Raw genomic sequence first — 25805 nt, 5'->3', positions numbered from 1 at the left:
TCCTCCCAGAGTTTTGGATTACTTTTCGTCGTTTTCTTATTGGTCTTGTTGGGTCACCCCCGCTTAGTGCGGGAATGGCCAGATAATTAGTTTCTCACGGATCAGCTGCCACAGACGTGCCAGCCCGTGTGGTTCGATGATCAGGAAAAAGATGATCAACGCGCCAACAGTCATGATGTTCAGATGCTCAACCGTAGCAGGGTTGATTTCAAGCCCGATTGCGTCTGGCAGGAACTTGATCACAACCGGCAGGGCCACAATCAGGATCGCCCCCATGAAGTTGCCCATGACGGACCCAAGACCACCAATGATCGCGATGAACAGGATCTTGAAGGACAGCGGGATGTCAAAGAAGTTTGGCTCTGCCGCACCCAGGTTCAGGAAGACAAACAATGCACCCGCCACACCAACAATATAGCTGGAAACAGCAAAAGCGGTCAGTTTGGACTTCAGCAGATTAATCCCGATCAGTTCTGCGGCGATGTCCATATCGCGGGTCGCTTTCCAGATCCGGCCCTGGTTGCCACGTGTCAGGTTGATTGTGACGATGGTAATCAGGGTAACGATCGCCAGGATCAGATAGTATTGCGTCACTGGTGCTGCATTCGGACCGGCAACCGTGATGCCAAACATATCAATATTCGGAACCTCAATCGCGCCGGACGGGTTGTGGTTTGACAGCCAGTGCCACTTTTCAAACAGCCACACGAGGAAGAACTGCGCGGCCAGTGTGGCAATCGCCAGATAGAACCCTTTGATACGCAAGCTTGGCAGACCGAAGGCAACGCCAACCGCAGATGAGAACACCCCAGACAACAGGATCGCTACGATGATGTTCATCTCAGGGAAGATGGTGATCAGCTTGTAGCACGCGAAGGCGCCCACGCCCATGAAGGCGGCAGTCCCCAGGGACAGCTGACCGGCGAAACCTGTCAGCACATTCAGGCCAAGGGCGGCGAGAGAGTAGCACAAAACCGGCATCAGCATGGTTTTGAAGGTGAACTCTGATGCGGTCATCGGGAAGATGATCCAGGCACAGAGAAGGACCACACCCAGCAGGATCGCATCCTGTTTGACCGGAAACAGTGACTGGTCTTTGGTGTAGCTTGTTTTGAACTGGCCAGCAGTATTGTAAAACATGTTCTCAGACCCTTTCGATGATTTTTTCGCCAAACAGGCCTTGTGGACGGAACAGAAGCACAATCAGAGCAAGGACAAATGCGAACCAGGTTTCGGTACCGCCGCCCAGCAATGGCTGACCCCAATAGATTTCAAACAGTTTCTCAAGGAGGCCAATTGCCAGACCGCCGACAATCGCGCCGGTGATGCTTTCAAGGCCACCCAGCATCAGAACCGGAAGCGCTTTGTAAGCGATGACTTCCAGCGCAAAGCTGACACCAGCACGTGCGCCCCAGAAGATACCGGTCATCAGGGCAATCACACCTGCGATAAACCAGACCAGAACCCAGACAGTGCGCAGTGAGATCCCAACAGACAAGGCTGCCTGGTGGTCATCACCAAGTGCGCGGATCGCGCGGCCCATGCGGGTTTTGTTGAGGAAGATCAGCAGGCCGGTCACCAGGACCACCGCCGCAGCAACAGACGTGATATCAAGATGTTGCAGGATCAGCAGGCCACCGAAAGGTTCAAAGTCAACGGAACCGGTCGGAATGCCCAGATCACTGGTGATCATGCGTTTGGTTTCACCACCAAAGATCAGTTCGCCACCGCCAATCAGGAACAATGTGATACCGATTGTGGCCATGAACAGAATGATGTCAGGCTGACCCACCAGCGGGCGCAGAACCACACGTTCAATCGTAATCGCCAGCAGCGCCATAACCCCAAGGGTGAAGATCACCGAAACCCAGGCCGGAATGCCCATGGCGTGGAAACCCACCAGCGTCAGCGCTGCAAACACAACCATGATGCCCTGGGCAAAGTTGAAGATCCGGGATGAGCGGAAGATAAGTACAAAGCCAAGCGCGATAAGCGAATAAAGCACGCCGGACACAAGACCTTCCCAAAGCACCTGCATCAGGAAATCCGGGTAGCTGACCATTTCAACGAAGGGGTCAACGAAGAGTTTTTTCAAGAATTCCATGTCATTCCCCCTTAATTTGCCACGCCGAGATAGGCGTCGATCACATCCTGGTTGTTGCGCACCTCATCCGGTGTGCCGTCCCCGATTTTCTTGCCGTAATCCATCACAACCACCCGGTCGGACAGATCCATCACAACGCCCATATCGTGTTCAATCAGGGCGATGGTGGTACCGAATTCGTCGTTCACATCCAGGATAAAGCGGCTCATGTCCTCTTTTTCCTCAACGTTCATGCCAGCCATTGGTTCATCCAACAGCAGGATCTGCGGTTCCGCCGCCAAAGCGCGTGCAAGTTCCACGCGTTTCTTCAGGCCATAAGGCAGGCGACCAACAGGTGTTTTGCGGATGTTCTGAATTTCCAGAAAATCAATCACCTTTTCAACGACTTCACGATGCTTTGCTTCTTCCTGCTGGGCTTTCCCCCACCAGAGACCCTGGCTGAGCATGGAAGATTTCATATGGGTCAGACGACCGGTCATGATGTTATCAAGCGTGCTCATGCCCTCAAACAGCGCGATATTCTGGAAAGTCCGCGCAACACCCTGGCGGGCGATTTCAAACGGCTTCATTGCAGGGCGCGGTTGCCCCTGATACCAAACCTGGCCTTCAGACGGGGTGTAAAAACCCGAAATCACGTTCAGCATGGAAGATTTACCAGCGCCGTTTGGCCCGATGATCGCGCGGATTTCGCCCTGACGAATGTCAAACGAGATGTCTTTGATCGCCACCACACCGCCAAAGCGCAGGGTGATGTTTTTCATTTCCATAACCACACCGCCGATCTCGCGACCGTCTTCTGTGGTGTAAGGTTCGAGGTCTGTTACACTCATGGTCAGCCCTCCTTCTTATCTGTTGTGAAAGTTGCGGCACTTGTGGTGACGCGCCCTGTTGTATGTTTTTGCATTATTCCGCAGCCATCTTCTGATCGGCCTGAACTTCGACATCGCGCAGTTCAAGCGTTGCGGAAATAGAGCCCTTACGACCATCTTCATAAGTCACCTCAGTGACGGTCGAGATCTCGGAGGAGCCATCATAAAGTGCTGTGATCAGATCATCGAATTTCTCAGCCACGATCTTACGGCGTACCTTACGGGTCCGTGTCATTTCGCCGTCATCCGCATCCAGTTCCTTATGCAGGATCAGGAAGCGGTGGATTTGACAACCCGACAACATCGGATCCTGGGCCACCGATTTATTGACCTCGGCGATATGGCTTGCGATGGAACCATAAACCTCAGGATGACCAGCAAGTTCCTGGTAGGATGCATAAGCAATGTTGTTGCGTTCCGCCCAGTTGCCCACGGCAGTCAGGTCGATGTTGATAAAGGCCGTACAGGTGTCACGTCCGTCGCCAAACACAACCGCTTCCAGAATGTCCGGGAAGAATTTCAGCTTGTTTTCAACATATTTCGGCGCGAACAGACGGCCATCAGCCATTTTACCAACGTCTTTGGCCCGGTCGATAATACGCAGATGACCGGTGTCTTCTTCAAAGAAGCCCGCATCACCTGTGGCAACCCAACCTTCCGCGTCCTTGGTGTCAGCGGTGCTTTCCGGGTTTTTGTAGTATTCCACGAAGGTGCCTGGTGAACGGTAGAAGACTTCGCCATTGTCACCGATTTTCACTTCAACGCCAGGGGATGGCACACCAACAGTGTCGTTGCGCACCTGGCCATCCGGTTGCTGGGTGATGAACACGCCGGCTTCGGTCTGACCGTAAAGCTGCTTCAGGTTGATACCCAGGGACCGGTAGAATTCGAAAATCTCAGGGCCAATTGCTTCGCCCGCGGTGTAGCCCACACGCACTTTGGAGAAACCCAGTGCGGATTTCAACGGACCATAGGTTGTGACTTCGCCAACCGCATATTTCAGCTTGTCCATCAGGCCGACGCTTTCGCCGTCCAGCATCTTTGGACCGACTTTCTTCGCGTGTTCCATGAAGTAATGGAACATCTTGCGCTTAAAGTTCCCGGCGTCTTCCATGCGGATCATCACCTGGGTCAGCTGGGTTTCAAAGATACGCGGCGGGGCGAAGTAATAGCTTGGGCCGATTTCGCGCAGGTCGGTCATCATGGTTTCCGGGCTTTCCGGACAGTTCACACAGAACCCGGCCCACATGGCCTGGCCCATAGAGAAGATGAAATCCCCAACCCATGCCATCGGCAGGTAAGCCAGAATTTCTTCATCGCGCTTGAGGTGGTCAAAGTCAGAGGAATTCTGCGCCGTCACCACGATATTGCGGTTGGACAGAACAACGCCCTTTGGTTTGCCTGTGGTGCCGGAGGTGTACAACATTACACAGGTTGTGTCCCAGTTGGCAGCTTCGACGCGACGCTTTAGCTCTTTTTCGAGCTCATCAAAAGCGGCGCGCCCCTGCACCTGCACATGTTCATATTCATGCAGGCGGGTGTGGTCATATTTGCGCATCCCGCGTGGGTCGAGATAGATCATATGTTCGAACTGATGCAGATCTTCCTGCACCTCGATCACTTTATCGACCTGTTCCTGATCACCGGCGATGACGAAACGTGCGCCGCAATGGCCCAGAACATAAGCCATCTCTTCGGCGTTTGCGTCCTGATACAGCGGCACAGGCACGGCACCCACCATCTGCGCGGCAACCATAGACCAGTAAAGATACGGACGGTTGCGCCCGATCACAGCGATATGGTCACCTTCATTTACACCCAGGTTCAGCAGACCAAGGGCCAGGGCTTCGATTTCCTCTGCGGTGTCTTCCCAGGTCCAGCTTTGCCAGATGCCATATTCTTTTTCACGATAGGCCGGAGCATTTTTGAATTCGCGTGCGTTGCGGGCCAGAAGCGCGGGCACGGAGTTCAGCTCGGCAAATTTTGCCTGCTCGAGAACGGATTTCCCGGGCTTTGCAACTTTCCCCAGATGGGCGGTCGACATAGACAAGTTCTTTTCCTCCCTGACGCGCAAAAGGCGTCTGCAACACAGCATTTTCAACGGCTGGATGATTCCCTGCCGAAAGCTTCGCGTGTTTTCCCTGACAAAGAAACTCTGCGTTAAAGTTTTCCCCAGTTTTTCCCAATCCTAACAAATTGTAACAAGTGACACCGGGAAACCACGGGGTTTGTGATCTGCGGGAAATATGTCTAACAGTTGGACAACACAGGAGGATGCCATGGCAAAACAAAGGGTGGCGGTTGAATTCGGGATGGGCACATCCCTGCGCCGTGAGGATTACACAAAAGCAGCGGTCAGCGCCTTAAAAGACGCGCTTTGGCATAACTCCCTGACCATGGCGCAGGCCTTTGGGTTTCCGAAAAAAGCCATGCTTGTGGACGTGGAAGTGGCCGTGCAGGAACCGGATAAAGTGGACCTGAGCGCGCTGAAAGATGTGCTGCCCTATGGCACACACACGTTCAAAGCGGTGCATGGCGGGCTGGATATTGCAAAACCGGACGGCGGGAAAACCGTGATCGCCAATGCGGCTGTCGTCGTGTCCTTTGATATGAAGGCCGCATCATGAAGCGTCTGATTCTTGAAATGGGCATGGGCAATGACCTGTATGGGATGGATTACACCAAAGCCGCAAAACGCGCGGTGGAAGATGCTTTCCGTCACTCGACCCTCAGTATTTTCCAGTCCCTTGGTCTTGATCACACAAAAATGGAAGTGCGTGTGACTGTCGGCGTTGCAGAACCTGAAAAGGTCGATTGTGATGCGGTGGTGGCCATTTTGCCGCGTGGCAATGCGACGGTGACCGCTGTTAAGGGCGGGCAGAACATCGATGATCCGGGCAATGGCACCGCGCATGTGATCGCTACCGCGGCGGTAGAGGCGCTTTATCCGATTGTGCCGGAAGACTGGAAGCTGAGTTAAGGGAATATTATGGCCGGGAAAGTGATCAAAACTGCAGATCTGACACAGGCCGGCCTGAACCTGATTGCTCAGGCGATTTCGATTTATGACGGTGATCTGCGGCTGGCGGTGTCGAACCGCCGGTTTCAGGAAATGTTTGATTTGCCTGAAGAACTCGTCACGCCCGGGGCTGCGTTTGAAGACACAATCCGCCTGCTGCTGGAACGTGGTGAATACGGTGAGATTGATGATATTGATGTAGCGTTGAAAATGCGGGTCGATCAGGCCCGGGCGTTTGAGGCGCATTATCTGGAACGCACCCGCCCCGATGGCCGCACCATTGCGGTCGAAGGCAATCCATTGCCCCAGGGCGGCTGGGTGACGGTTTACACCGACATCACCAGCACCCGGAAGCAGGAAGAACTGCTGCGCGCCCGATCTGAGGTTCTGTCTGATCAGCTGCTGGACCACACCGAAAAGCTTGCAAAAACCAACCGCGAACTTGAGGCAACCATCACGCGGCTGGAAGAAACAAAACACCAGCTGACCGAAATGGAAGCCCGCACGCGGACCACAACGGAAATGATGCCCGCCCATATCGCCCATGTGGATGCGGATTATTTGTATACATTTTCGAACCGCCAGCTGGGCACTGTGATGCCCGGGCGCGCCAGCGATATTCTGGGGACGCGCATTGATGAAACCCTGGGCGAAAGCGCCTGGAAACACATCGGGCCACAACTTGAAAAAGCGTTTCGTGGCAAGGCAAGTGCTTTTGAATTTACGGATGAAGACAGTTCCCGCCGGATCCGCAGCGCCTTCACCCCGGATGAACGGGATGGCGAAATTGATGGCGTTTATATCCTGACCACCGATGTGACCGAGGAAAGTCAGGCGCGCGCGGCTCTCGCCCAGACACACAAGCGGGAACTGGCGGCGCAACTAACATCTGGCCTGGCGCATGATTTCGCCAATCTGCTGACGATCATCCTGGGTCTGCAATCACGCCTGTCACGGATGGAACTGAATGAAGACGGCCAGGAGCTGATTGCAGCCACGCAGGCCACTGTGCGACGCGGCGGGCGTATCCTGGATCGTATCGCGCAGATGTCCGGTCATCGTGATGTGAAACTGGTGGCGACCGACCTTTCAACCTTCCTCAATGACATCCGCCTGCTGGCGCGCCCCGCTTTGCCGGATCATATCAAGCTTGAGGTGTACCGTTGTGATGTGGGTGGCGCCCTGATGCTGGATGCTGGTTTTCTGCAGGACAGCCTGCTGAACCTCCTTCTGAACGCGGGGCACGCGATTGGTGATGTTCCCGGTAAAATCACAGTGACCACGGCGACCGTCCGTGACACCTGGCTGGATGTCTCGGTCGAGGATACGGGGCCAGGGTTTTCGGATGAGGCCCTGGAACATGCGCTTGATCCGTTCTTCACGACAAAAGGTGAGGAAGGTTCCGGTCTTGGCCTGTCGATGGTGTATGACATGACCCGTTCCGCAGGTGGCCAGATTTACCTGAAAAATACGGAAAACGGCGCCCGCATTACCCTGCGCCTGCCTTTGCGGCCTGCGGATGGTGAACAGGCGCCTGGCCTGGTCCTGTTGGTGGAAGACAGCGATGACATCCGCCGTTCGGTGCGCGAAATGCTGATGGATATGGGGCATACGGTGATAGAAGCCACAAGCGCTGAAGAAGGCGAAACCCTGGCGCAGGTGTCCGGGATTGATCTGATTCTGTCTGATATTTCACTGGCCGGCAGTTCCATGACCGGGGTCGAAATGCTTGACCGGCTGGGCGCCGCCGGTGTGAATTCCCCGGCACATCTGATGACATCCCTTCCTTCGGGAGACGCCATTCGTCAGGATGGTGAAAGTCGCTATCCGCTGATACGTAAACCCTTCAACGCGCAGGAACTTTCCGGCTTCCTGCGTATGAACCGCAAAGGGAAATCCGCATGAACCAGCCCGCCCCAATGGTCGCCATTCTGGATGATGAACCCGAAATTCGCACGATGTTGTCTGATGCTTTGCAGGATGCGGGTTTTCGTACTGCAAGCTTCGGGCGCGCGACAGAATTCGAAGCTGCTCTTGCCCGCACGGCACCCGATGTCTGCCTCGTGGATCTGGGCCTGCCCGATAAAGACGGGCTGGCGCTTGTGCATCGGCTGGCGCTTGAAAGTGGGGCAGCAATTATCATTATTTCAGGTCGCGCCCAGGTGCAGGACCGCGTGACCGGGCTGGAACTGGGCGCGGATGACTACATCATCAAACCTTTTGATCCCGCCGAAGTCGTCGCGCGTGTGCGTGCGCGTTTGCGCAGCGGGCGTGATGCCGGAAAAACCGTGTCTGTTGCCCGGTTTGAAGGCTGGGAAGCACAATTTGAACGCTATGTTCTGATTGATACCGAAGGCAAAGAAACCCCGTTTTCCCATGCCGAAGGCGAGGTTTTGCGCCTGTTTCTTGAAAGCCCCAAACGCCTGATTTCGCGTGCACAAATGCAGGAAAACCTGGGCGGTGCTGCGGGTGAAAGCTTTGATCGCGCGATGGATGTGCGTATTTCCCGTCTGCGCACGAAACTGGGTGAAGATCCGAAAAACCCGCGTCTGATCAAAACGATTTACGGGGCAGGATATATCTTCCTGGGGGACGTCACCTGGGGGTGATCCCGCCTGGGGCCCCGTCCGGTGCTTGCGCCTGCGAATCGCCCTGGTTAGAATCGCCCGCATGGCAGTGTGTTTCTTACAGCGGGCCCCGACACTGAAGGGTGGCCCCAGATTTTACCGTATCGCGATTGAGGGCAATCTCTTCGGGGAATGGTCGGTCGTGTTTGAATGGGGGATCTGCGGGTGCCGCGGGACGCGGCGGATCAAATTGTTCAATGATCTGCGTGCGGCGTCTTTGGCAGCTGATGTATCCCGAAATCGCATGCTTTCAAGAGGTTACGACCGGGCGTAATGCGCTGCCCCAGCGGTGGGACAGCGCGATTTTCTTAGACGTGATCAACCACGGTGACGTGTTGCGCAAGTTTGCCAACCTCAGTCATCAGGCGGTCAATCAACTCTGGCTGATGTGGTGCAGGGCTGACGCCTGGGGCGATTTCGCCGTCCAGAACCGCATCAATCGCCATAGACAGCGGCACGGAAACCAGACGCGCCATAGCAGTGCCGCGTTCATCACCCCAGCCATCCATGACATAGGTTTTATGGTAAACGCTTTCGCCAGCTTTTTCCGCCTGCAGCGCCACACACATGACAACGCGGTCTGCTTCGCCTTCATCATAGGCGTGTTCAATCCAGAACCCGTCTGACATTTCTTTCAGACGCGCATCGCCTGCGGCACCCTCTAAGGTTTCGACTTCGCGGAAGACATCAGACCAGGCATCTGCCCAACCGTTCAGGCGGAGTGTGCCACGCACGAAGGTTTTGACCTTCCAGTCTGCGTCAAACTGGTAATCCTGAATAAACGGCAGGGAATCCCGGTTTGGGTAGACTTCAAAGCTTTCCGCAGTTTGCAACGGCGCTTCATAAGACGTGATCGCGTCCCAGGGGCGTTCAACGTCAAATTCTTTGAAATTTTTCATGGATTTGGACGGGGAGCGCAGCGCCTTCAACACGCCCAGCGGCGACCAGCTGAATTTATAACGGAAGTCATTCGCGACCTTTGGGATGCCGCCACAATAGGAAATGAAGGTCAGCTCATTGTCCGCATCAAATCCTTCGGACGCACGGTAATCCGCGACCAGCCAATGGGCCATCAGGTGGTCGATGCCCGGATCAAGACCAACTTCATTCACGCTGCACAGGCCAGCGTCTTTGAAGGCCGCATCAAGGGTTTTCATCTCAGGTGCGATATAGCTGGAAGACGCAAAATGTGCTTTGTTTTCAAGGCACAATTCCGCCAAAGGCACATGCAGATCACCTGGCAGCATGGAAACGACAAGATCGCCCGCCTGCACAGCGTCGCTCAACGCAGCCATGTCAAAAGCACGGATATTGTCGGTCAGGTCGCCAACGGCTTCGCGAGCTTTTTCAGTGGTCCGGTTCCAGACGCAAACCTCGCGCCCATTTTCGATCAAACGGCGCAGGCCGGGAATTGCGGACAGGCCAGTGCCACACCAGTGAATAGTCATTGCAGGATCCTCTCAGATGTCTTGCGTGTGTTCATTAAAATCGGCAGCCGCCCGGCCCCAGACACCTGATGTCAGGTCAGTCAGGGTCAGCAGGGACGGCAAAAGTTGATCTGCGAAATCCTCGCTGGATTCACGCGGCAGCATGGACGGCAGGTTGTCGATCGCGGTGACATCCAGCACGGGCGTATCGTGCACGCGCAGGGCGGGCGCGTCCCAGGTGGTGGCCTTGTCATAGACCGGAACTGGGTTGTAATCGCTGTCCGGATCGCAGGCGACGTCACCAATGACAGTCAGTTTTCGGTCGGTATCTTTGGCGCTTGCGGGCACAAATACGGGCGTGCCGGGGCGGGCCAGGATGCAGTTAATGAACAGATCATGGTCCAGAATTTCCGGGAACGGCCCACCGCTTGCGGTTTCCGCCATATCCCAACGGGTGACCTGTGATCCCATCGCTTCAAGCAAATCACCCGCGCCAGTGCCAACCCGGCCAAGCGCACCGATGATGATGCCAGATGGGGCGGTGGTGTTCAGGGCTGCGATTTCTGATTTCAGTTCAGACACCAGGGCGTCTTTGTTCTTGTAAACGCCGACTGATCCGCAGATTTCGCCCTGTTTCTGGGCGATCCAGGATTTCAGGGAAACAGCAGCACCCGCGAAACCGGCCCAATAGCCAAAGGCCGCAACGCGACGGCCGTTTTCATCGACGAGATATTCGAGATCATACAGCGTGCCGCCGCCAGCCTTGAACCGTTCCAGCAGCGCACGGCCAGAGAACTGACCTTTATACGCATGGCCGAACATGATGTGGCGATGGGGTAAGGCGGTGCCGTCTTCGGGCAGTTCTTTCAGACCAAAAATGATTGTGTCTGTCGGGGCTTGTGGCCATGAATTTTCAGCGGCGATTTCAGCCCCTGCATCGCGGTAGCCATCCAGTTCAATCGCGCGCACAGAGCTTTCTTCAACCGTCACGCGGATGCCTGATTTGATCAGGGCGGCGACACCTTTGGGCGTAATACCCACGCGTTCTTCATTTTCGCGCTGTTCCGCGCGGACCCACAGATGTGTTGTCATGTTGTAATCTCCGGCAGGAGGCCCTGCTTCAGTGCTGTCTGCACGCTGTCACGTCCGATCATGCGGGTGAAATGTGCGTTTAGTTTCGGATAGTTGGTGATATCCACGCCATCGCCGTTCAGCCAGGTGCAGATAGTAAACAGGTATAGGTCCGCAAGGCTAAGTCTGTCGCCACTGACGAATTCCGCGACAAGTTGGTCTTCGACCCAGGCGCAGGACGCAGCCATGGTTTCGGGCACTTTCGCGGTCATGTCCTGATGCGACGTTTCCTGATCTGCCCAACGGTGACCGCGCAGTTTATGGGCGTGGCTCACATGCATGGTGGAGGCCAGGTAATACATCATTTCATGCATGCGCGCAGCGGCTTCAGGCGCATCAGGAATAAGCCCCGCGTCAGGGGCCAGACGGGCGATATATTCAAGGATTGCACCGGTTTCCGTCAGCACACCAAAATCGGTGATCAGCGCCGGAACGCGGCCCTTTGGATTGATCTTCAGGTATGATTCGCTTTGCTGTTCAGCGGCACCAAAATTAACCGGCAGAAATTCCGCCTGCAGCCCGCTTTCCAGCAGCGCAAGAACAGATGCACCGGCGATTGTGCCGGGGGCGAAATATAGTTGCAAAGCCATCAGCCCCTCCTTTGCGATTCTGTCGATGTCTAGTGAAGAATCCCTGCCTTGCCAATGGTCCGCAGGGGACCTTCTGTCGCGCGCGATGCAGTGCCTGACGCATTTGGGCTTATAAGTGGCGCTATGGGGGTTTGGGTGATGGCGCATTTTCGGGTAAAATCGCGGGAACTACAGGAAAGAGAGCCAGCATGTCCGATAAGATCAAATTTACCCTGGACGGCCAGCAGGTCGAAGCGAACCCCGGCGAAACCATCTGGGAAGTGGCCAATGGCCGCGGTCTTGTGATCCCGCATCTGTGCCACAAACCGGCCCCCGGCTATCGTCCGGACGGCAACTGTCGTGCTTGCATGGTCGACATCGAAGGCGAACGCGTTCTGGCCGCGTCATGCATTCGTGAACCGGCTGAAGGTATGGTTGTGAACACCGAAAGCGCGCGCGCAAAAGCGGCACGTAAGATGGTCGTTGAAATGCTGGTCACTGATCAGCCGGTCCGCGAAGAAGCCCGCGACAAATCCAGCCACCTCTGGGATATGGCGGATCTGAACGAGATTTCCGAAAGCCGCTTCCCCAAGCTGGAAGAAGGCCGCATTCCCCTGCTTGATGACAGCCACGTTGCGATGAACGTGAACCTGGACGCCTGTATTTCCTGTAACCTCTGTGTGCGTGCCTGTCGCGAAGTTCAGGTGAACGACGTGATCGGCATGGCTGGCCGTGGTCACGATGCCTATCCTGTGTTTGACGTGGCTGACGACATGGGCGCGTCTTCCTGTGTGGCTTGTGGCGAATGCGTGCAGGCCTGCCCAACCGGTGCTTTGATGCCTGCCGCGGTTCTTGATGAAGCCCAGGTGGGTGACAGCAAAGATTACGATTCAGAAACCGAAAGCGTCTGCCCCTTCTGTGGTGTTGGCTGTCTTGTTTCCCTGAAAGTCAAAGACGGCAAAGTGAAATACGTCGAGGGCATCAATGGCCCGGCAAATGAGGGCCGTCTGTGCGTGAAAGGCCGTTTCGGCTTTGACTATATCCACCACGATCATCGTCTGACCAAACCGCTGATCCGTCGTGATGACGCACCTGCAAAGGGCCTGAACGTTGATCCCGGTAATCTGATGACCCACTTCCGCGAAGCGACCTGGGAAGAAGCCATGGAAAAAGCCGCTGGCGGTATGGCGAACCTGGCCCAGGCCCATGGTGGCCGTGCGATTGCGGGCTTTGGTTCTGCGAAATGCACCAATGAGGAAGCTTACCTATTCCAGAAGCTGATCCGTCAGGGGTTCAAGCACAACAACGTCGACCACTGTACACGCCTGTGTCACGCATCTTCTGTGGCTGCGCTGATTGAAAACGTGGGGTCCGGCGCTGTGACCGCGACCTTTAATGAGATCGAGAACGCCGACGTGGCGATCACCATCGGCTGTAACCCGATCGAAAACCACCCGGTTGCGGCGACCTATTTCAAACAGTTCGCCAAACGCGGTGGCAAGCTGATCGTGATGGATCCACGCGGCGTGGGCATGCGCAAATTTGCCGATCACATGCTGCAATTCCGTCCGGGTGCTGATGTGGCGCTTCTGAACTCAATCATGCATGTGATTGTCGAAGAAAAGCTGTACGACGAGCAGTATATCGAAACCTACACCGAGAACTGGGAAGCTGAAAAAGCCCATCTGGCGGACTTCAGCCCCGAGAAAATGGAAGCGATTTCCGGTATTGATCCGGAAACCATTCGCGACGTTGCGCGCATCTATGCCGGTGCAAAATCTGCACTGATCTTCTGGGGTATGGGCGTGTCCCAACACATTCACGGCACGGATAATTCCCGCTGCCTCATCAGCCTTGCTTTGATGTGTGGTCAGGTTGGCCGTCCAGGCGCGGGTCTGCACCCGCTGCGTGGTCAGAACAACGTGCAGGGTGCGTCTGACGCGGGCCTGATCCCGATGTTCCTGCCGGATTACCAGACTGTGACCGACGACCAGATCCGTGATAATTTCACCGGTGTCTGGGGGTCTGACGACTTCAGTAATGAAAAAGGTCTGACCGTCACCGAGATCGTCGATCAGGTTTATGCGGGCAATATCAAAGGCATGTATATTCAGGGTGAAAATCCCGCGATGTCTGATCCGGATGCGGAACATGCGCGCGATGCTTTTGCGAAACTCGACCTGATGGTTGTTCAGGATATCTTTCTGACCGAAACCGCGAACTATGCGGATGTGATCCTGCCGGCTTCTGCGCTGTATGAAAAATCCGGCACGGTTTCCAACACCAACCGTCAGGTACAGATGGTGCGTCCAGCGGTGGCCCCTCCGGGTGAGGCGCGTGAAGACTGGGCGATCACCACGGAATTGGCGCAGCGTCTGGGCCTTGGCTGGACCTACACCCATCCAAGCGAGATTTTCGCTGAGATGAAGCTGAACATGAAGTCCCTGAACAACATCACATGGGATCGTCTGAAAACCGAAACCGTGACTTACCCGTCCCTGTCCCCGACAGATCCGGGTCAGGCTGTGGTGTTTGGCGATGGCTTCCCACGCCCCGATGGTCGTGCGAGGTTCACCCCGGCTGCCGTGATTGCACCGGACGAAGCACCTGATGCGGACTTCCCGATGATCATGACAACTGGGCGTCAGCTGGAACACTGGCACACAGGGTCTATGACCCGTCGTTCAAAGGTTCTGGACGCGGTTGAACCCGAAGCAAACTGTTCCCTGCATCCCAAAACCCTGCGTCGTCTGGGTGTTGAGCCGGGTGAAATGGTGCGTCTGTCGACCCGTCGTGGCTCTATCGAGATCATGGCGCGTGCGGACCGGGCGATTGCGGAAGACATGGTGTTTGTTCCATTTGCCTATGTGGAAGCGGCCGCAAACGTGCTGACCAACCCGGCGATTGACCCATACGGCAAAATCCCTGAGTTTAAATTCTCAGCGGTGAAGGTCGAAAAAGCGACTGCAATCGCGGCGGAGTAAACCCGGTTAAATCCAATCAGAAACCCGCCGGAAACGGCGGGTTTTTTCGTTTTTGGCGCCGATTTACAGATGCACTATGCATGCACATCTTATGCATATGTGCTGCACTGGGGTTTAATAAAGCCTTAGCAATTAAGCTTAGGGGAAATTCCGGCGTCGGGGTTTCACCTATTGGTTTATCTTTGCCAGAAATTGTGATTTACTTATCGTTAATAAAAAAAGAATGAGCAGTAAATCAGGTATAAAGGACCAGGGGAATGGCAGCGCCGTTCATCTCTGAGATTAAGTACACTGGCGGTGGTAATCAGGATTTCATAGAAATCATGGTCGATGTGGGCACACCTGTGTCCGCTCTGACCATTGAGGTCTACAATTCGAATGGTTCATTGCGCAGTTCCAGTGTGCTGAATTTTGCTCCGTCAGCGACTGTTGACGGGAAGGATATTTATGTCCTCAACAGCAATTCCCCCACCAATTTTAATGGTCTGAATCGCTTTGGCGCAATCGCCCTGATTGATGGCACGACGGTGTTGCAGTTTAACAGTTTCACTGAAGGCGGAACTGTCACCGCCGGAGGGGCTGGCCTGGTTCCGGTCAATACTGTTTCTGATGGCATTGGCACTGCGGGTTCCGGCAGTTCCCTGAGTGGCAATCCGACGGATGGATATGTCACCACCACATCACCGACTCCGGGGATGCCTTGTTTTGTGGCAGGGACGTTAATCGACACAGTTTCTGGCCCCAGAAAGATTGAAACCTTACAGCCTGGTGATCTTGTCATCACAGAGGACAATGGGTTGCAGCCAGTACGCTGGATCGGATGCCGGGATGTCGCGTTGCAAGAACCAGAGTTTGCGCGTTTTGCCCCTGTTCGCATCCGGGCACATCAGTTTGGTCCCGGCTGCCCCGAGGTTGATGTTTGTCTGTCGCCGGGGCACCGCGTGCTGATGCAGGAGTACAAGTGCAATCTGATGTTCGGCCAAAGTCAGGTTCTGGCGGCGACACGGTTCCTTCTGGGGGATCAGATCCGTCAGGATCATGAACTGACGCATGTTACCTATTGTCATCTTATGTTCGATCAACATGAAATCGTCCGGACCCACGGGCTGCTGAGTGAAAGCTTTTTCCCGGGGGATGAGGGATTGAATGCTGTGACCTGCGAAAGCCGCGCAGAGATGTTTTCAATCTTTCCTGAGTTGCGCAGCAATGCCGGGTGTTACGGCCCCACGGCACGGCTGGATCTTAAGCAGTATGAGGGGCGTTTCCTCGCTGCCTGATCGCCAGACGGGTTTCCCCACGTACCGGCAACCTCCTGCCACTGGTTGATTTCCAGTGCATCCGCACGCCCTGATAAGCGTATTTCTTCCTGTTTTTGCAGTATGTTGGCGAATTTTTGCGCAGTTTCCGGGCAGAGGGGAAAAGCACAAATCGGTTCCCCTGAAACTTCTGCCGCCCAGCCCTCAGATCAAGACCTGTGCCAGCGTCGGTGTATCCGGAGGCAGGCGAAACAGAATGAAAGTAAGTAACGATGACACAGAAAACAGCGAAATCAGTAACTCTGGCTGCTTTGATGATTGCAGGTGGCACCGCCGCCTTTGCACAGGACACAGGCGTTCAGATCACCAACGACGCGGCAACAGACGCTGTTGAAGCAATCGAAACCGATATCAACGACGATTACCGACGTGGCTATGACGCGGATCGTTTTGGCAATTCCCGTCGTCCGCTGGGCTGGCGTGGTTCTGTTGCGGCATCCATGAACGCAACAAGCGGCAACAGCGACACCACTGATCTGGGTATTGGTTCCCGCTTTGGCTATGGCACCGAGAACTGGGATCACGATTTCACTCTGAGCTATAACTACAGCGAAAGCGAAAACACCCGCACTGCGAACACCTTCCTGGGTGCGTATGATGCAAGCCGTTATTTCAACGAGCGTTTCTACGGCTATGGCAAGCTGCGCTATGCCAACGACGAATTCGGCGCGTTTGAAGAAGACGGTTTTGTTGGTTTTGGTGTTGGTTACCGCCTGATCGACAACGACAACTTCCACTGGCGTGTTCAGGGTGGCCCTGGCTACCGTATCACCCAGGCGCGTGGTGCTGACAACTCTGTACGTGAAGGCGCAGCTCTGCTGGGGTCCCGCATGTACTGGAGCCTGAATGACAATGTGACCCTGACCAATGACACAGATATTCTGTCTTCTTCCGCAGATACTCTGGTGTCTAACGATCTGGGCGTGAACGTATCTCTGTCCGGCCCTCTGTCCCTGCGCACAAGCGTTCGTACAGATTACCACACCGATCCGGCTGCGGGTCAGGCCAGCACCTCCAACACCTTTGGTGTGTCTCTGGTTTACAAATTCAACTGATCTGAATTCAGTCTGACGAAAGGGCGGCCTTTGGGTCGCCCTTTTGCGTTAATCCTGCGGCAGAGGAACAGGTGTGTCCTGCGTGTCAGGGGCAAGTTCTTCGAAATCAAAGTTGTCCAGTTTTGCAGCCCGCTTGCCCGCGCGTTCTGCGGCGGTGTTGATCTTTTCCAGATCATCGCGTGCCTGGCCGAAATGGGTGTTCAGCTTGCCCACGCGTTCCACCACCAGTTCGACGTCGCGGTGCAACATGCCCAGGGTCTTGCGGATGGCCCCGGCCTGTTCGCGCATGCGGGCGTCTTTCAGCACGGCGCGCATGGTGTTCAGCGTGGCCATGCAGGTGGTCGGGGATACGATCCAGACCCGCGCGGCAAAGCCTTCGCGTACGACTTCGGGCAGGCGGGCGTGCAGTTCGGCGTAAACGGCTTCTGACGGCAGGAACATCAGCGCACCATCGGCGGTTTCTCCGTCGATCAGGTACTTTTCGCTGATCGCTTTGATATGAGCTTTGACGGCGGTGCGCAGACCGGAAAGCGCGCGGGCGGCATCTTCCTTGGTGTCAGCTGCGACCAGCGCCTCATAGCTTTCCAGCGGGAATTTTGCGTCTATCACGATGGGGCCGGGCGGGTTTGGCAGGTGGATCAGGCAATCGGCGCGTTTGCCATTGGACAGAGTCGCCTGAAACTCATAGGCATCTGACGGCAGGGCCTTGGCCACGATATCATTCAGCTGAATTTCCCCAAACGCCCCGCGTGTTTGCTTGTTCGAAAGGATATCCTGAAGGCCCAGAACATCCCCGGACAGTTTTTCGATATTGCTTTGCGCCTTATCAATCGTCGCCAGACGTTCCTGTAATTGCGTCAGGGATGCGGTGGTCTGTTTGGAGGACCCGTGCAGGGTTTCCTTCACCCGTTCCTGCATTTCAGACATGGAATTCGCGGATTTCAGCGCGTTTTCAGCCAGGCGATCCGCCATCTGTTGCTGCACAGTCGCCAGGCGGGTTTCCATACGTTGGATCACCTGGGTTTGCGCATTGGCCTGGGCGTCAGACACCGATTGCAATTGCCCACCAAGATGCTGTTGATTGCTGCCCAGCATCCGCATGTCTTCGTTCATCTGCATCATCTGCCGTGCCAGTTGTTCGCTGACGTCACCCGCGCGTCCGGCGCGTTTCAGCATGACAAACAGAAGGATCACGACCAACAGCAACAGCAGGGTGCCAAAGACGGCCGGATCGGTGATGGAATAGGTGGTGTCGCCGATGGTGATCATGTGCGTCCAAACAGTCTTTCGATGTCAGAGAGTTTCAGCTCTACATATGTGGGGCGGCCGTGGTTGCATTGGCCGGAATGGGGGGTGGATTCCATTTCGCGCAATAAGGCGTTCATTTCTTCGGCCCGCATACGGCGGCCGGATCGGATGGATCCATGGCAGGCCACGCGCGACAGGATCGCTTCCAGTTTTTCCTGCACCAGCTGGCTTTCGCCGAGATCAGACAGTTCGTCCAGTACATCGCGCAGCATGTTTTCTGCGTTGATTTCACCAAGGATTGCCGGTGTTTCACGCACGGCGATGGTGCCGGGACCGAAGGGTTCGAGAACAAGGCCAAGACGGGACAGACTTTCCGCATGTGCCAGGAGTGCAGCGGCGTCTCCGTCGGACAGTTCGACAATTTCAGGGATCAGCAGGGCCTGCGAGGCAATCCCGTTCTCCGCCATCTGATGTTTCAGTTTTTCATAGACCAGGCGTTCATGCGCTGCATGCTGATCAACGATGACCATGCCGGTTTCGGTCTGGGCGATGATGTAATTTTCATGCACCTGCGCGCGGGCGGCCCCAAGCGGCAGCGCGTCAAGTTGCGGCTGTTCTGGCACCGGTTCAAACCGGGCGGATGGCATGGAAGCCTCTGCAAAACCGGGGGTATCCATCAGCGAGGCCTGAGCGGCATAAGCCGCGTCGCGTGCTTGCACGGACGGGGTGTAGGGCGCGGCATAGCTGCCGCGACGGTCCATCTGATACACGCGCGGCTGATCGGTCATTTCCGGGCGCATGGCGGACAGGGTTTCCGCTGCAACGGTGGTTGACGCGCGATGCCCGGCCTCGGTCAAAGCGGATCGTACGGCGGTGACGATCAGGCTGCGCGCGACACCGGGTTCGCGAAAGCGGACCTCGGATTTGGCGGGATGCACGTTGACGTCGACACGATCCGGTTCGCATTCAAGGAAAAGCGCTGCGGCCGGGTGACGGTCACGCGACAGGAAATCTGCATAAGCCCCGCGCAGGGCACCGGTCAGCAATTTATCCCGCACAGGGCGACCGTTCACGAACAGGAATTGCGCCACAGCTGCGCCGCGTGAATAGGTTGGCAGGGCGGCATATCCCGTCAGGGTGATGCCTTCGCGTTCCGCATCAATTTTCAGGGCGTTGGTGGTGAATTCCGGCCCCATCACACGGGTCAGACGGGTGTGCAGTGCTTCGAACAGGTCGCCGCTGGCGGCATCAGCGCGGAAGGTCACGCGGCCTTCGCTGCCGCCGGAGACATCGCGCAGGGTAAAACCGATCCAGGGTTCCGCCATGGCGAGACGTTTGATCACGTCCCCAATCGCCTGGCTTTCGGCGCGATCCGTGCGCATGAATTTCAGGCGGGCGGGGGTGGCGTAAAACAGATCGCGCAGTTCCACCACGGTGCCCTGGTTCAGGGCGGCGGGTTTTACGGGATCTGTTGTGCCGCCGGTGACGCGGATTGTTGCGGCATCCTGCCCTTTTGCGCGTGAGGTGATAGTCAGTTTGCCAACTGCGCCAAGGGATGGCAGAGCCTCACCCCGGAAGCCGAAGGAATGGATGTTCAACAGGTCAGAGCCGTCGATTTTGCTGGTCGCATGGCGTGACAGGGCCATGGGCAGCTGATCTGGGGCAATGCCACAGCCGTTGTCTGTGACGCGGATCAGGGTTTTGCCACCATCGGCGATTGCCACATCAATTCGTGTGGCCCCGGCATCAATAGCATTTTCGACCAGTTCTTTCACGGCACTTGCCGGACGTTCGACGACTTCGCCTGCCGCAATGCGGTTGATTGCGGCATCATCCAGTTGGCGGATAATGGGTTGCGCAGGGCTTATATTGGGGTCGGATGCAGACATGCCACAAAACATAGCATGAACATCTGCGATTCGACCAGGCGAAAACCTGTTTCATCCACAGGGAATTTTGCGGTTCGCGCTGACTGTTTTTTACGAAAAAACAGGGCAAGATTTTTTCAAAAAATCTTTACTCCAGGCCTTCGGGTTGTCCGACCACAACAAAAAGCAGGGCTTCGGGATCCAGAAGATCAGCGGCGACCCGGGCGATATCCTCCTGTGTTACAGCGCGGATTTTATCGTTTCGCGTGGCGATGTAATCCACAGCAAGCCCCTGCATCTGCATACCAACAAGGATGTTTGCAATTGGGCCATTGCCGTCAAACCGCAAAGGATAGGCCCCGGTCAGATAGGTCTGGGCGGCTTGCAGTTCTTCCTGGGTCACGCCTTCATTCGCCATTTTCGCCCATTCCGCCCGCACCACATCAATCGCCTCAGCAATGCGGTCGTTGGAGGATGCAAACTGGCCAAGGATCATTTCGCCGTGTTCCATCGGCACCAGATAGGTTCCGATGCCGTAGGTCAGCCCCCGGTTTTCACGCACTTCCTGCGTCAGGCGCGAAGCAAAACCACCTGCGCCAAGGATACGGTTCATCACAAAGGCGGCGAAGAAATCTTCATCGTCGCGCTGGATGCCGGCGTGACCAAACATGGCGACAGATTGCGGGGTGTTGAAGGGGATGGTTTCCACGCCGCCTTCGGCTGCGAATTCTACACGTTCCGGCATTGGGGCGCCGGTGGCGGGCAGGTCGCCAAGAAGGGTATCAAGCAGCAAGCCCAGTTCTTCGGCGGTTATGTCACCCACTGCGCCGACATAGACACGATCAAGCGCCATGGTTGCGTCTTTTGCGGCGAACAGATCATCGCGGGTCAGGGCGTTCACGGTGTCTGCAGTGCCATCGCGAGATGTGGCATAGGGGTGGTTGGGGAAGGCGAGTTCGTCAAAACGACGCGAGGCCAGCGCACCGGGATCCTGTGCATCGGAACGGATATTTGACAGCACCTGTTCGCGCACGCGATCCACGGCGGTCTGATCAAAATTCGGTGCGATGATTGCGCCACGTAGCAAGGCGATGGCGTCGTCCTGGTTTTCTGTCAGGAAGCGGGCCGAAACGGATACGCTGTCGTCGCCTGCATCAAACCCGGTTTCCAGCGCCAGGGCTTCACGCGCAGCGGAAAAGGCGCGGCTGTCCAGGTCACCGGTACCTTCTTCCAGCAGGGCTATCATCAGATTGGTTGCACCGCGTTTGTCAGGCGCTTCAAGGCTTGCGCCGCCTTTGAATGAAATCTCAAGCGCTGTGAAGGGGATGGAATGTTCTTCCACCAGCCAGGCTTTGATGCCGCCTGGGGAGGTGACTTCCTGAATTTCAACTTCGGCACGCAGGGGCAGGGCCAGCAGGAATACGGCAGCGACGTAGGTAAAGATACGGGTCATTGGGCAAGCTCCGGCTTGATCATGCGACCGGTGACGGCGCGGTTGCGGTCAAGGACCATTTCGGCGGCATTGATCACATCTTCGGGCGTCACGGCCTGAAGAAGATCGGGCCATGCACGGATGTCATCCAGCGTCAGCCCGGTTGTCAGCGCCTGGCCGTAGCGCCGTGCAAGCGAAGCCACGTCATCATCCGCATAAATCTGTGCCGCGCGGCTTTGCATTTTGATGCGGTCCAGGTGATCTGCGTCGATGCCTTCCGCAATGAATTCGGCCAGAACACGGTCCATTGCGGCCTCAGCGTCATCCAGGGACACGCCGGGCACAGGCACAATCGCCAGGCCGAAATTGGTGTCGTCATAAGACAGACCGCTGTACCAGGCAGAGGTGTAAACTGCGATCTGTTCGTCAAATTGCAGGCGCTTTGCCATGAAGGATGTTGTTGGGCTGCCGCCCAGAAGTTCGGCCAGGATGGTCAGGGCCGCAGCGGTTTCCTGGTCGCCGGGGTCACGTTCCGGGGCGAGATAGCTGCGCTGAATATAGCTTTGCCCGATGCGCGGATCTTCCAGCGACAGGCGACGTTCTGACAATTGCGGTGGCTCCTGGGGGCGCACTCGGGCTTCAAGCCCTTCGGTCGGCGCAAGCGGGCCATAGTGTTTTTCGGCAAGGTCGCGGACCTCATCCGGGGTCACATCACCTGCGACAATCAGGATCGCATTATTCGGCGCGTAGAAGCGCTGATAGAAATCAAGCGCATCCTGGGTATCAAGTTGTTCGATTTCATGACGCCAGCCGATGACCGGGATGCCGTAGGGGTGGTTAAGATATTGCGCGGCGTTGCGCTGTTCGCGAAACAGGGCGGCCGGGTCGCTGTCGGTGCGCTGATTGCGTTCTTCCAGCACCACGTTGCGTTCAATCACCATATCTTCATCGGCGATCTTAAGGTTGCGCATGCGGTCCGCTTCCATCTGCATCATCAGATCCAGCCGGTCAGAGGCGACACGCTGATGATACGCGGTGTAATCCCAGCTGGTGAAAGCGTTATCGGTGCCGCCATTGGCCGCGACGGTTTCGGAAAATTCACCGGGGGCGAGGTTTTCGGTGCCGCGAAACAGCAGATGTTCCAGGAAATGCGCAATGCCGGATTTACCTGCGGGTTCATCAGCGGCCCCGACACGATACCAGACCATCTGCACAACGACAGGGGCGCGGTGATCTTCGATCACGACCACTTCCATCCCGTTGTCCAGGGTGAAATCGGTCACGGTTTCAGCCGTGACGGGCAGGGCAAAACAGGCCAGCGCCGCCAGAGGTTTCAGAATCCGGTGCAGCATAAAACGCCTCATAATTATGTCTGTGATCAATGTATGAGAAGGTCGGAAACTTACAAGCCCGGCCTTTTCAAATCCGCGTCATTCCGCCGGTGCGGATGGTGCGGCAGATGTGCGGATGCCTGCCTGACGCAAACGTTGCAGTTCTGCCTGCTGATCCAGCGCCTGGTGGCGGTATTTGCGGAAATAGACGCTGACGTTGAACGCGCGTTCCAGAACACGGCCACGGTTGTTGCGGCGGAATTCCAGATCTTCGGCGGCGGTCACCTGGCGAATGTCCGGGGAATAGCCGTGGCGCGACGCATGCGCCAGAAGGCTGCTGTCTGGCCCGGTGGTGCCGTCTTCAGTCAGTGCGCCCGCACTGCCACCAAGGGCGACAACGGCATCAGCCAGCGGATTTGGATCGGTGCGGTTGTTGCCGCCGGGTGTTGGCGTGGGCAGCGCTGCCAGATCCGTTGGTGTTTCCAGAGGGCGCGAGGGCAGGATCGCAAATTCATCCGGGCCGGTGCCGGTTTTTGTCAGTTCCAGCAGATCGGGTTCGCTGTTGCGCCCGCCACAGGCGGCCGGCAGCATCAGAAGGGCCAGGATTGTGGCGGTCTTGATGAATGTGGTCTGCATCGGTCTCTCCTGCGTTCTTATCACTCTATAGCCTGTGCAAAACCGCACGTCACCTGGCATATTCAGCTTCGGCAAATCCTGGCGTATTCAGCGGGCCTTTTTGTTCCCGGAAAAGATCACAAGGCCAAAAGCGCCAATGAAAATCGCGATATCGGCGACATTAAAGGAATAGGGGTTTTCAAAGCCGCAGCAGGACATGTTCAGAAAATCCAGAACAGCGCCGTAAACCACCCGGTCAATCACATTGCCCAATGCGCCGCCAATCAGGATGCCGCCTGAAATCTGCATCCATTTTTTGTCACCCTCACTGCGCACCCACCAGGCAACCCAGGCGGAAATCACAAGGGCCAGAGCAATCAGCAGCCAGCGGGAATCAGAACCGCTGAACAGGCCGAAATTGATGCCGTAGTTATAGGCCATGTGGAAGGTCAGATAGGGCGGGAAGACTTCCATCACGCCCAGGGTTTTCAGATCCAGCCATTCAACGACATATTGCTTGGACAGCTGGTCCAGCAGGAAGGTCAGGAACCCGGCGATAAACATACGTTTCATTGTGTCGGGCTCCTGGCCGGTAATTTAGTGACGGAAGTGGCGCATGCCGGTGAAGACCATGGCAAGGCCCGCGTCATTTGCGGCCTTGATCACATCGTCATCGCGCATGGAACCACCTGGCTGGATCACACAAGTTGCACCGGCAGCGGCAGCTTCCAGCAGGCCATCAGCAAAGGGGAAGAACGCATCAGACGCAACCGCAGATCCTTTGGCAAGGCTGGCATCCAGACTCAGTTCATCGGCCATGCGCTGCGCTTTGGACGCGGCGACATTGGCACTGTCGAGGCGGCTCATCTGACCGGCGCCAACGCCAACGGTTGCGTGGTCTTTCACATAAACAATCGCGTTGGATTTCACGTGTTTTGCGACCTTCCAGGCGAACAGAAGATCCTGCATTTGTTCATCTGTCGGGGCTTTTTCTGTGACGACTTTCAGATCATCCATGCCGACGTAACCCACGTCTTTGTCCTGAACCAGCATACCGCCAGACACCTGTTTATACGCGGTGATGGAGGCACGCGGCGCAGGCAGGGCATCGGTCAGCAGAAGGCGCAGGTTTTTCTTACCGGCGAAGATTTCTTTGGCCTCATCAGAGGCACCCGGTGCGATCACGACCTCAGTAAAGATCTCAACGATCTTTGTCGCAGTCTCCGCATCCAGCGGCTGGTTCAGCGCCACGATCCCACCAAAGGCAGAGGTTCGGTCGCAGTCAAAGGCTTTCTGGTAGGCTTCAACCAGGGTCGCGCCTTTGGCCACACCACAGGGGTTTGCGTGTTTGATGATGGCGACGGCTGCGGTTTCTGTCGGGTCAAATTCCGCAACCAGTTCATAGGCCGCATCCGTGTCATTGATGTTGTTGTAGGACAGTTCTTTGCCCTGCAGCTGAACGGCAGTCGCAACACCGGGGCGATCAGACCCATCGGTATAAAACGCCGCCTGTTGGTGGCTGTTTTCACCATAGCGCAGGCTTTGCTTCAGCTCACCCGCGAACACACGACGACGTGGGGTTTCAACGCCAATGCTTGCGGCCATCCAGGTGGAAACCGCGGCATCATAAGCACCGGTGCGGGCATAAGCGATCTGGGCCTGTTGCTGACGGAAGGCATAGGTGGTTGCGCCATCGTTGGCATCCAGTTCGGCCAGAAGCGCGCTGTAATCCTCAACATCAACGATGGTTGTGACAAACCCGTGGTTCTTGGCTGCCGCGCGGATCATCGCCGGGCCGCCGATGTCGATGTTTTCGATCATCTCAGCATAATCAGCACCACGGGCGAGCGCCGCTTCGAACGGGTACAGGTTCACAACCAGCAGGTCGATCGCGCCAATGCCGTGTTCGTTCATCGCAGCGACATGTTCTTCATTGTCACGCAGGGCCAGCAGGCCACCGTGCACTTTCGGGTGCAGTGTCTTAACACGACCATCCATCATTTCCGGGAAATTCGTGATGTCGGATACATCTTTCACCGCAATGCCCGCATCCCGGATCGTCGCAGCGGACCCGCCGGTGGACAAAAGTTCAACCCCGCGATCAGCCAGGGAACGGGCGAGGTCGATCAGCCCGGATTTGTCAGACACAGAGATAAGGGCGCGGCGGATAGGGGAAAGATCGGTCATCAGGGCTTCCTGGTGTTGGGTCA

At 56.2% G+C, this 25805-nt stretch carries 22 protein-coding genes; 8 read left to right on the top strand and 14 right to left on the bottom strand.

The window, feature by feature from the left end:
- Nucleotides 1-63 precede the first annotated feature (63 nt).
- The 4 genes from H1D41_RS09180 to H1D41_RS09165 form a co-directional block, all read right to left on the bottom strand.
- Nucleotides 64-1140: a branched-chain amino acid ABC transporter permease gene (locus tag H1D41_RS09180; protein WP_228848620.1), complete on the bottom strand. Its 1077-nt coding sequence runs from the start codon at nucleotides 1138-1140 to the stop codon at nucleotides 64-66.
- A 4-nt stretch (nucleotides 1141-1144) separates the two neighbouring features.
- Nucleotides 1145-2104 carry a branched-chain amino acid ABC transporter permease gene (locus H1D41_RS09175; protein WP_228848619.1) on the bottom strand — a complete coding sequence of 320 codons (960 nt, stop codon included), beginning with the start codon at nucleotides 2102-2104 and terminating at the stop codon, nucleotides 1145-1147.
- An 11-nt stretch (nucleotides 2105-2115) separates the two neighbouring features.
- Nucleotides 2116-2934, bottom strand: coding sequence for an ABC transporter ATP-binding protein (locus tag H1D41_RS09170; RefSeq protein ID WP_228848618.1), 819 nt, complete (start codon nucleotides 2932-2934; stop codon nucleotides 2116-2118).
- Between the two features lie 73 nt (nucleotides 2935-3007).
- Entirely contained in the window at nucleotides 3008-5017 is a 2010-nt protein-coding gene (locus H1D41_RS09165) for an AMP-binding protein (RefSeq protein WP_228848617.1), read from the bottom strand.
- A gap of 235 nt (nucleotides 5018-5252) precedes the next feature.
- On the opposite strand from H1D41_RS09165, the gene H1D41_RS09160 reads away from it, so the two are divergent.
- From H1D41_RS09160 to H1D41_RS09140, 5 genes are all read left to right on the top strand, one after another.
- Nucleotides 5253-5600, top strand: a complete 348-nt coding sequence (locus H1D41_RS09160; protein WP_228848616.1) for a Lin0512 family protein — start codon at nucleotides 5253-5255, stop codon at nucleotides 5598-5600.
- A complete protein-coding gene (locus H1D41_RS09155) occupies nucleotides 5597-5953 on the top strand; it encodes a Lin0512 family protein (protein ID WP_228848615.1) in 357 nt (118 codons plus the stop codon). The genes H1D41_RS09160 and H1D41_RS09155 overlap by 4 nt, the downstream gene beginning before the upstream one ends.
- Before the next feature lie 9 nt (nucleotides 5954-5962).
- Entirely contained in the window at nucleotides 5963-7897 is a 1935-nt protein-coding gene (locus H1D41_RS09150) for a hybrid sensor histidine kinase/response regulator (protein WP_228848614.1), read from the top strand.
- Nucleotides 7894-8601 carry a response regulator transcription factor gene (locus H1D41_RS09145; protein ID WP_228848613.1) on the top strand — a complete coding sequence of 236 codons (708 nt, stop codon included), beginning with the start codon at nucleotides 7894-7896 and terminating at the stop codon, nucleotides 8599-8601. The genes H1D41_RS09150 and H1D41_RS09145 overlap by 4 nt, the downstream gene beginning before the upstream one ends.
- Before the next feature lie 61 nt (nucleotides 8602-8662).
- On the top strand, nucleotides 8663-8893 hold the full coding sequence (locus H1D41_RS09140) for a WGR domain-containing protein (protein ID WP_228848612.1): 231 nt from the start codon (nucleotides 8663-8665) through the stop codon (nucleotides 8891-8893).
- 34 nt (nucleotides 8894-8927) lie between these two features.
- Here the strand turns inward: H1D41_RS09140 and H1D41_RS09135 are convergent, their stop codons facing one another.
- The 3 genes from H1D41_RS09135 to H1D41_RS09125 are packed head-to-tail and all read right to left on the bottom strand — an operon-like array spanning nucleotide 8928 to nucleotide 11761.
- The gene (locus H1D41_RS09135; RefSeq protein ID WP_228848611.1) at nucleotides 8928-10067 is read right to left on the bottom strand and encodes a saccharopine dehydrogenase family protein; all 1140 of its coding nucleotides are present in this window, start codon (nucleotides 10065-10067) and stop codon (nucleotides 8928-8930) included.
- A 12-nt stretch (nucleotides 10068-10079) separates the two neighbouring features.
- Nucleotides 10080-11138 carry a saccharopine dehydrogenase gene (locus H1D41_RS09130; protein WP_228848610.1) on the bottom strand — a complete coding sequence of 353 codons (1059 nt, stop codon included), beginning with the start codon at nucleotides 11136-11138 and terminating at the stop codon, nucleotides 10080-10082.
- On the bottom strand, nucleotides 11135-11761 hold the full coding sequence (locus H1D41_RS09125) for a glutathione S-transferase family protein (protein ID WP_228848636.1): 627 nt from the start codon (nucleotides 11759-11761) through the stop codon (nucleotides 11135-11137). Before H1D41_RS09125 ends, H1D41_RS09130 begins: the two co-directional genes overlap by 4 nt.
- Before the next feature lie 194 nt (nucleotides 11762-11955).
- Between H1D41_RS09125 and fdhF the strand changes: the two genes are divergently transcribed.
- From fdhF to H1D41_RS09110, 3 genes are all read left to right on the top strand, one after another.
- Nucleotides 11956-14730: a formate dehydrogenase subunit alpha gene (gene fdhF / locus H1D41_RS09120; protein WP_228848609.1), complete on the top strand. Its 2775-nt coding sequence runs from the start codon at nucleotides 11956-11958 to the stop codon at nucleotides 14728-14730.
- A 257-nt stretch (nucleotides 14731-14987) separates the two neighbouring features.
- Entirely contained in the window at nucleotides 14988-16007 is a 1020-nt protein-coding gene (locus tag H1D41_RS09115) for a Hint domain-containing protein (protein WP_228848608.1), read from the top strand.
- Nucleotides 16008-16258: 251 nt separating this feature from the next.
- On the top strand, nucleotides 16259-17101 hold the full coding sequence (locus H1D41_RS09110; protein WP_228848607.1) for a DUF481 domain-containing protein: 843 nt from the start codon (nucleotides 16259-16261) through the stop codon (nucleotides 17099-17101).
- A 48-nt stretch (nucleotides 17102-17149) separates the two neighbouring features.
- Here H1D41_RS09110 and H1D41_RS09105 read toward each other — a convergent pair whose 3' ends face one another.
- From H1D41_RS09105 to purH, 7 genes are all read right to left on the bottom strand, one after another.
- Nucleotides 17150-18370, bottom strand: coding sequence for a DNA recombination protein RmuC (locus H1D41_RS09105; protein WP_228848606.1), 1221 nt, complete (start codon nucleotides 18368-18370; stop codon nucleotides 17150-17152).
- Nucleotides 18367-20238: a DNA mismatch repair endonuclease MutL gene (gene mutL / locus H1D41_RS09100; RefSeq protein ID WP_228848605.1), complete on the bottom strand. Its 1872-nt coding sequence runs from the start codon at nucleotides 20236-20238 to the stop codon at nucleotides 18367-18369. The genes H1D41_RS09105 and mutL overlap by 4 nt, the downstream gene beginning before the upstream one ends.
- Before the next feature lie 127 nt (nucleotides 20239-20365).
- On the bottom strand, nucleotides 20366-21670 hold the full coding sequence (locus tag H1D41_RS09095; protein WP_228848604.1) for a M16 family metallopeptidase: 1305 nt from the start codon (nucleotides 21668-21670) through the stop codon (nucleotides 20366-20368).
- Nucleotides 21667-23013: a M16 family metallopeptidase gene (locus H1D41_RS09090; protein WP_228848603.1), complete on the bottom strand. Its 1347-nt coding sequence runs from the start codon at nucleotides 23011-23013 to the stop codon at nucleotides 21667-21669. The genes H1D41_RS09095 and H1D41_RS09090 overlap by 4 nt, the downstream gene beginning before the upstream one ends.
- Before the next feature lie 66 nt (nucleotides 23014-23079).
- Nucleotides 23080-23616 (bottom strand): DUF3035 domain-containing protein, encoded by a 537-nt coding sequence (locus tag H1D41_RS09085; RefSeq protein WP_107496653.1) that lies wholly within the window; start codon nucleotides 23614-23616, stop codon nucleotides 23080-23082.
- An 87-nt stretch (nucleotides 23617-23703) separates the two neighbouring features.
- Nucleotides 23704-24168 carry a signal peptidase II gene (gene lspA / locus H1D41_RS09080; RefSeq protein ID WP_228848602.1) on the bottom strand — a complete coding sequence of 155 codons (465 nt, stop codon included), beginning with the start codon at nucleotides 24166-24168 and terminating at the stop codon, nucleotides 23704-23706.
- 24 nt (nucleotides 24169-24192) lie between these two features.
- Nucleotides 24193-25782: a bifunctional phosphoribosylaminoimidazolecarboxamide formyltransferase/IMP cyclohydrolase gene (gene purH, locus H1D41_RS09075; RefSeq protein WP_228848601.1), complete on the bottom strand. Its 1590-nt coding sequence runs from the start codon at nucleotides 25780-25782 to the stop codon at nucleotides 24193-24195.
- Between the last annotated feature and the right edge of the window lie 23 nt (nucleotides 25783-25805).

The sequence above is a fragment of the Halocynthiibacter styelae genome, assembly GCF_016123485.1.
Classification (GTDB): Bacteria; Pseudomonadota; Alphaproteobacteria; order Rhodobacterales; family Rhodobacteraceae; genus Halocynthiibacter; species Halocynthiibacter styelae.
The sequence above is the reverse complement of the archived record's forward strand: the minus strand, read 5'-3'. Positions and strand labels throughout refer to the sequence as shown.

Excerpts from the sequence above, each read along its gene's own strand:
- H1D41_RS09180 (WP_228848620.1), bottom strand. The coding sequence starts at position 1,140 with ATGTTTTACAATACTGCTGGCCAGTTCAAAACAAGCTACACCAAAGAC.
- H1D41_RS09175 (WP_228848619.1), bottom strand. The coding sequence starts at position 2,104 with ATGGAATTCTTGAAAAAACTCTTCGTTGACCCCTTCGTTGAAATGGTC.
- H1D41_RS09170 (WP_228848618.1), bottom strand. The coding sequence starts at position 2,934 with ATGAGTGTAACAGACCTCGAACCTTACACCACAGAAGACGGTCGCGAG.
- H1D41_RS09165 (WP_228848617.1), bottom strand. The coding sequence starts at position 5,017 with ATGTCGACCGCCCATCTGGGGAAAGTTGCAAAGCCCGGGAAATCCGTT.
- H1D41_RS09160 (WP_228848616.1), top strand. The coding sequence starts at position 5,253 with ATGGCAAAACAAAGGGTGGCGGTTGAATTCGGGATGGGCACATCCCTG.
- H1D41_RS09155 (WP_228848615.1), top strand. The coding sequence starts at position 5,597 with ATGAAGCGTCTGATTCTTGAAATGGGCATGGGCAATGACCTGTATGGG.
- H1D41_RS09150 (WP_228848614.1), top strand. The coding sequence starts at position 5,963 with ATGGCCGGGAAAGTGATCAAAACTGCAGATCTGACACAGGCCGGCCTG.
- H1D41_RS09145 (WP_228848613.1), top strand. The coding sequence starts at position 7,894 with ATGAACCAGCCCGCCCCAATGGTCGCCATTCTGGATGATGAACCCGAA.
- H1D41_RS09140 (WP_228848612.1), top strand. The coding sequence starts at position 8,663 with ATGGCAGTGTGTTTCTTACAGCGGGCCCCGACACTGAAGGGTGGCCCC.
- H1D41_RS09135 (WP_228848611.1), bottom strand. The coding sequence starts at position 10,067 with ATGACTATTCACTGGTGTGGCACTGGCCTGTCCGCAATTCCCGGCCTG.
- H1D41_RS09130 (WP_228848610.1), bottom strand. The coding sequence starts at position 11,138 with ATGACAACACATCTGTGGGTCCGCGCGGAACAGCGCGAAAATGAAGAA.
- fdhF (WP_228848609.1), top strand. The coding sequence starts at position 11,956 with ATGTCCGATAAGATCAAATTTACCCTGGACGGCCAGCAGGTCGAAGCG.
- H1D41_RS09115 (WP_228848608.1), top strand. The coding sequence starts at position 14,988 with ATGGCAGCGCCGTTCATCTCTGAGATTAAGTACACTGGCGGTGGTAAT.
- H1D41_RS09110 (WP_228848607.1), top strand. The coding sequence starts at position 16,259 with ATGACACAGAAAACAGCGAAATCAGTAACTCTGGCTGCTTTGATGATT.
- H1D41_RS09105 (WP_228848606.1), bottom strand. The coding sequence starts at position 18,370 with ATGATCACCATCGGCGACACCACCTATTCCATCACCGATCCGGCCGTC.
- mutL (WP_228848605.1), bottom strand. The coding sequence starts at position 20,238 with ATGTCTGCATCCGACCCCAATATAAGCCCTGCGCAACCCATTATCCGC.
- H1D41_RS09095 (WP_228848604.1), bottom strand. The coding sequence starts at position 21,670 with ATGACCCGTATCTTTACCTACGTCGCTGCCGTATTCCTGCTGGCCCTG.
- H1D41_RS09090 (WP_228848603.1), bottom strand. The coding sequence starts at position 23,013 with ATGAGGCGTTTTATGCTGCACCGGATTCTGAAACCTCTGGCGGCGCTG.
- H1D41_RS09085 (WP_107496653.1), bottom strand. The coding sequence starts at position 23,616 with ATGCAGACCACATTCATCAAGACCGCCACAATCCTGGCCCTTCTGATG.
- lspA (WP_228848602.1), bottom strand. The coding sequence starts at position 24,168 with ATGAAACGTATGTTTATCGCCGGGTTCCTGACCTTCCTGCTGGACCAG.
- purH (WP_228848601.1), bottom strand. The coding sequence starts at position 25,782 with ATGACCGATCTTTCCCCTATCCGCCGCGCCCTTATCTCTGTGTCTGAC.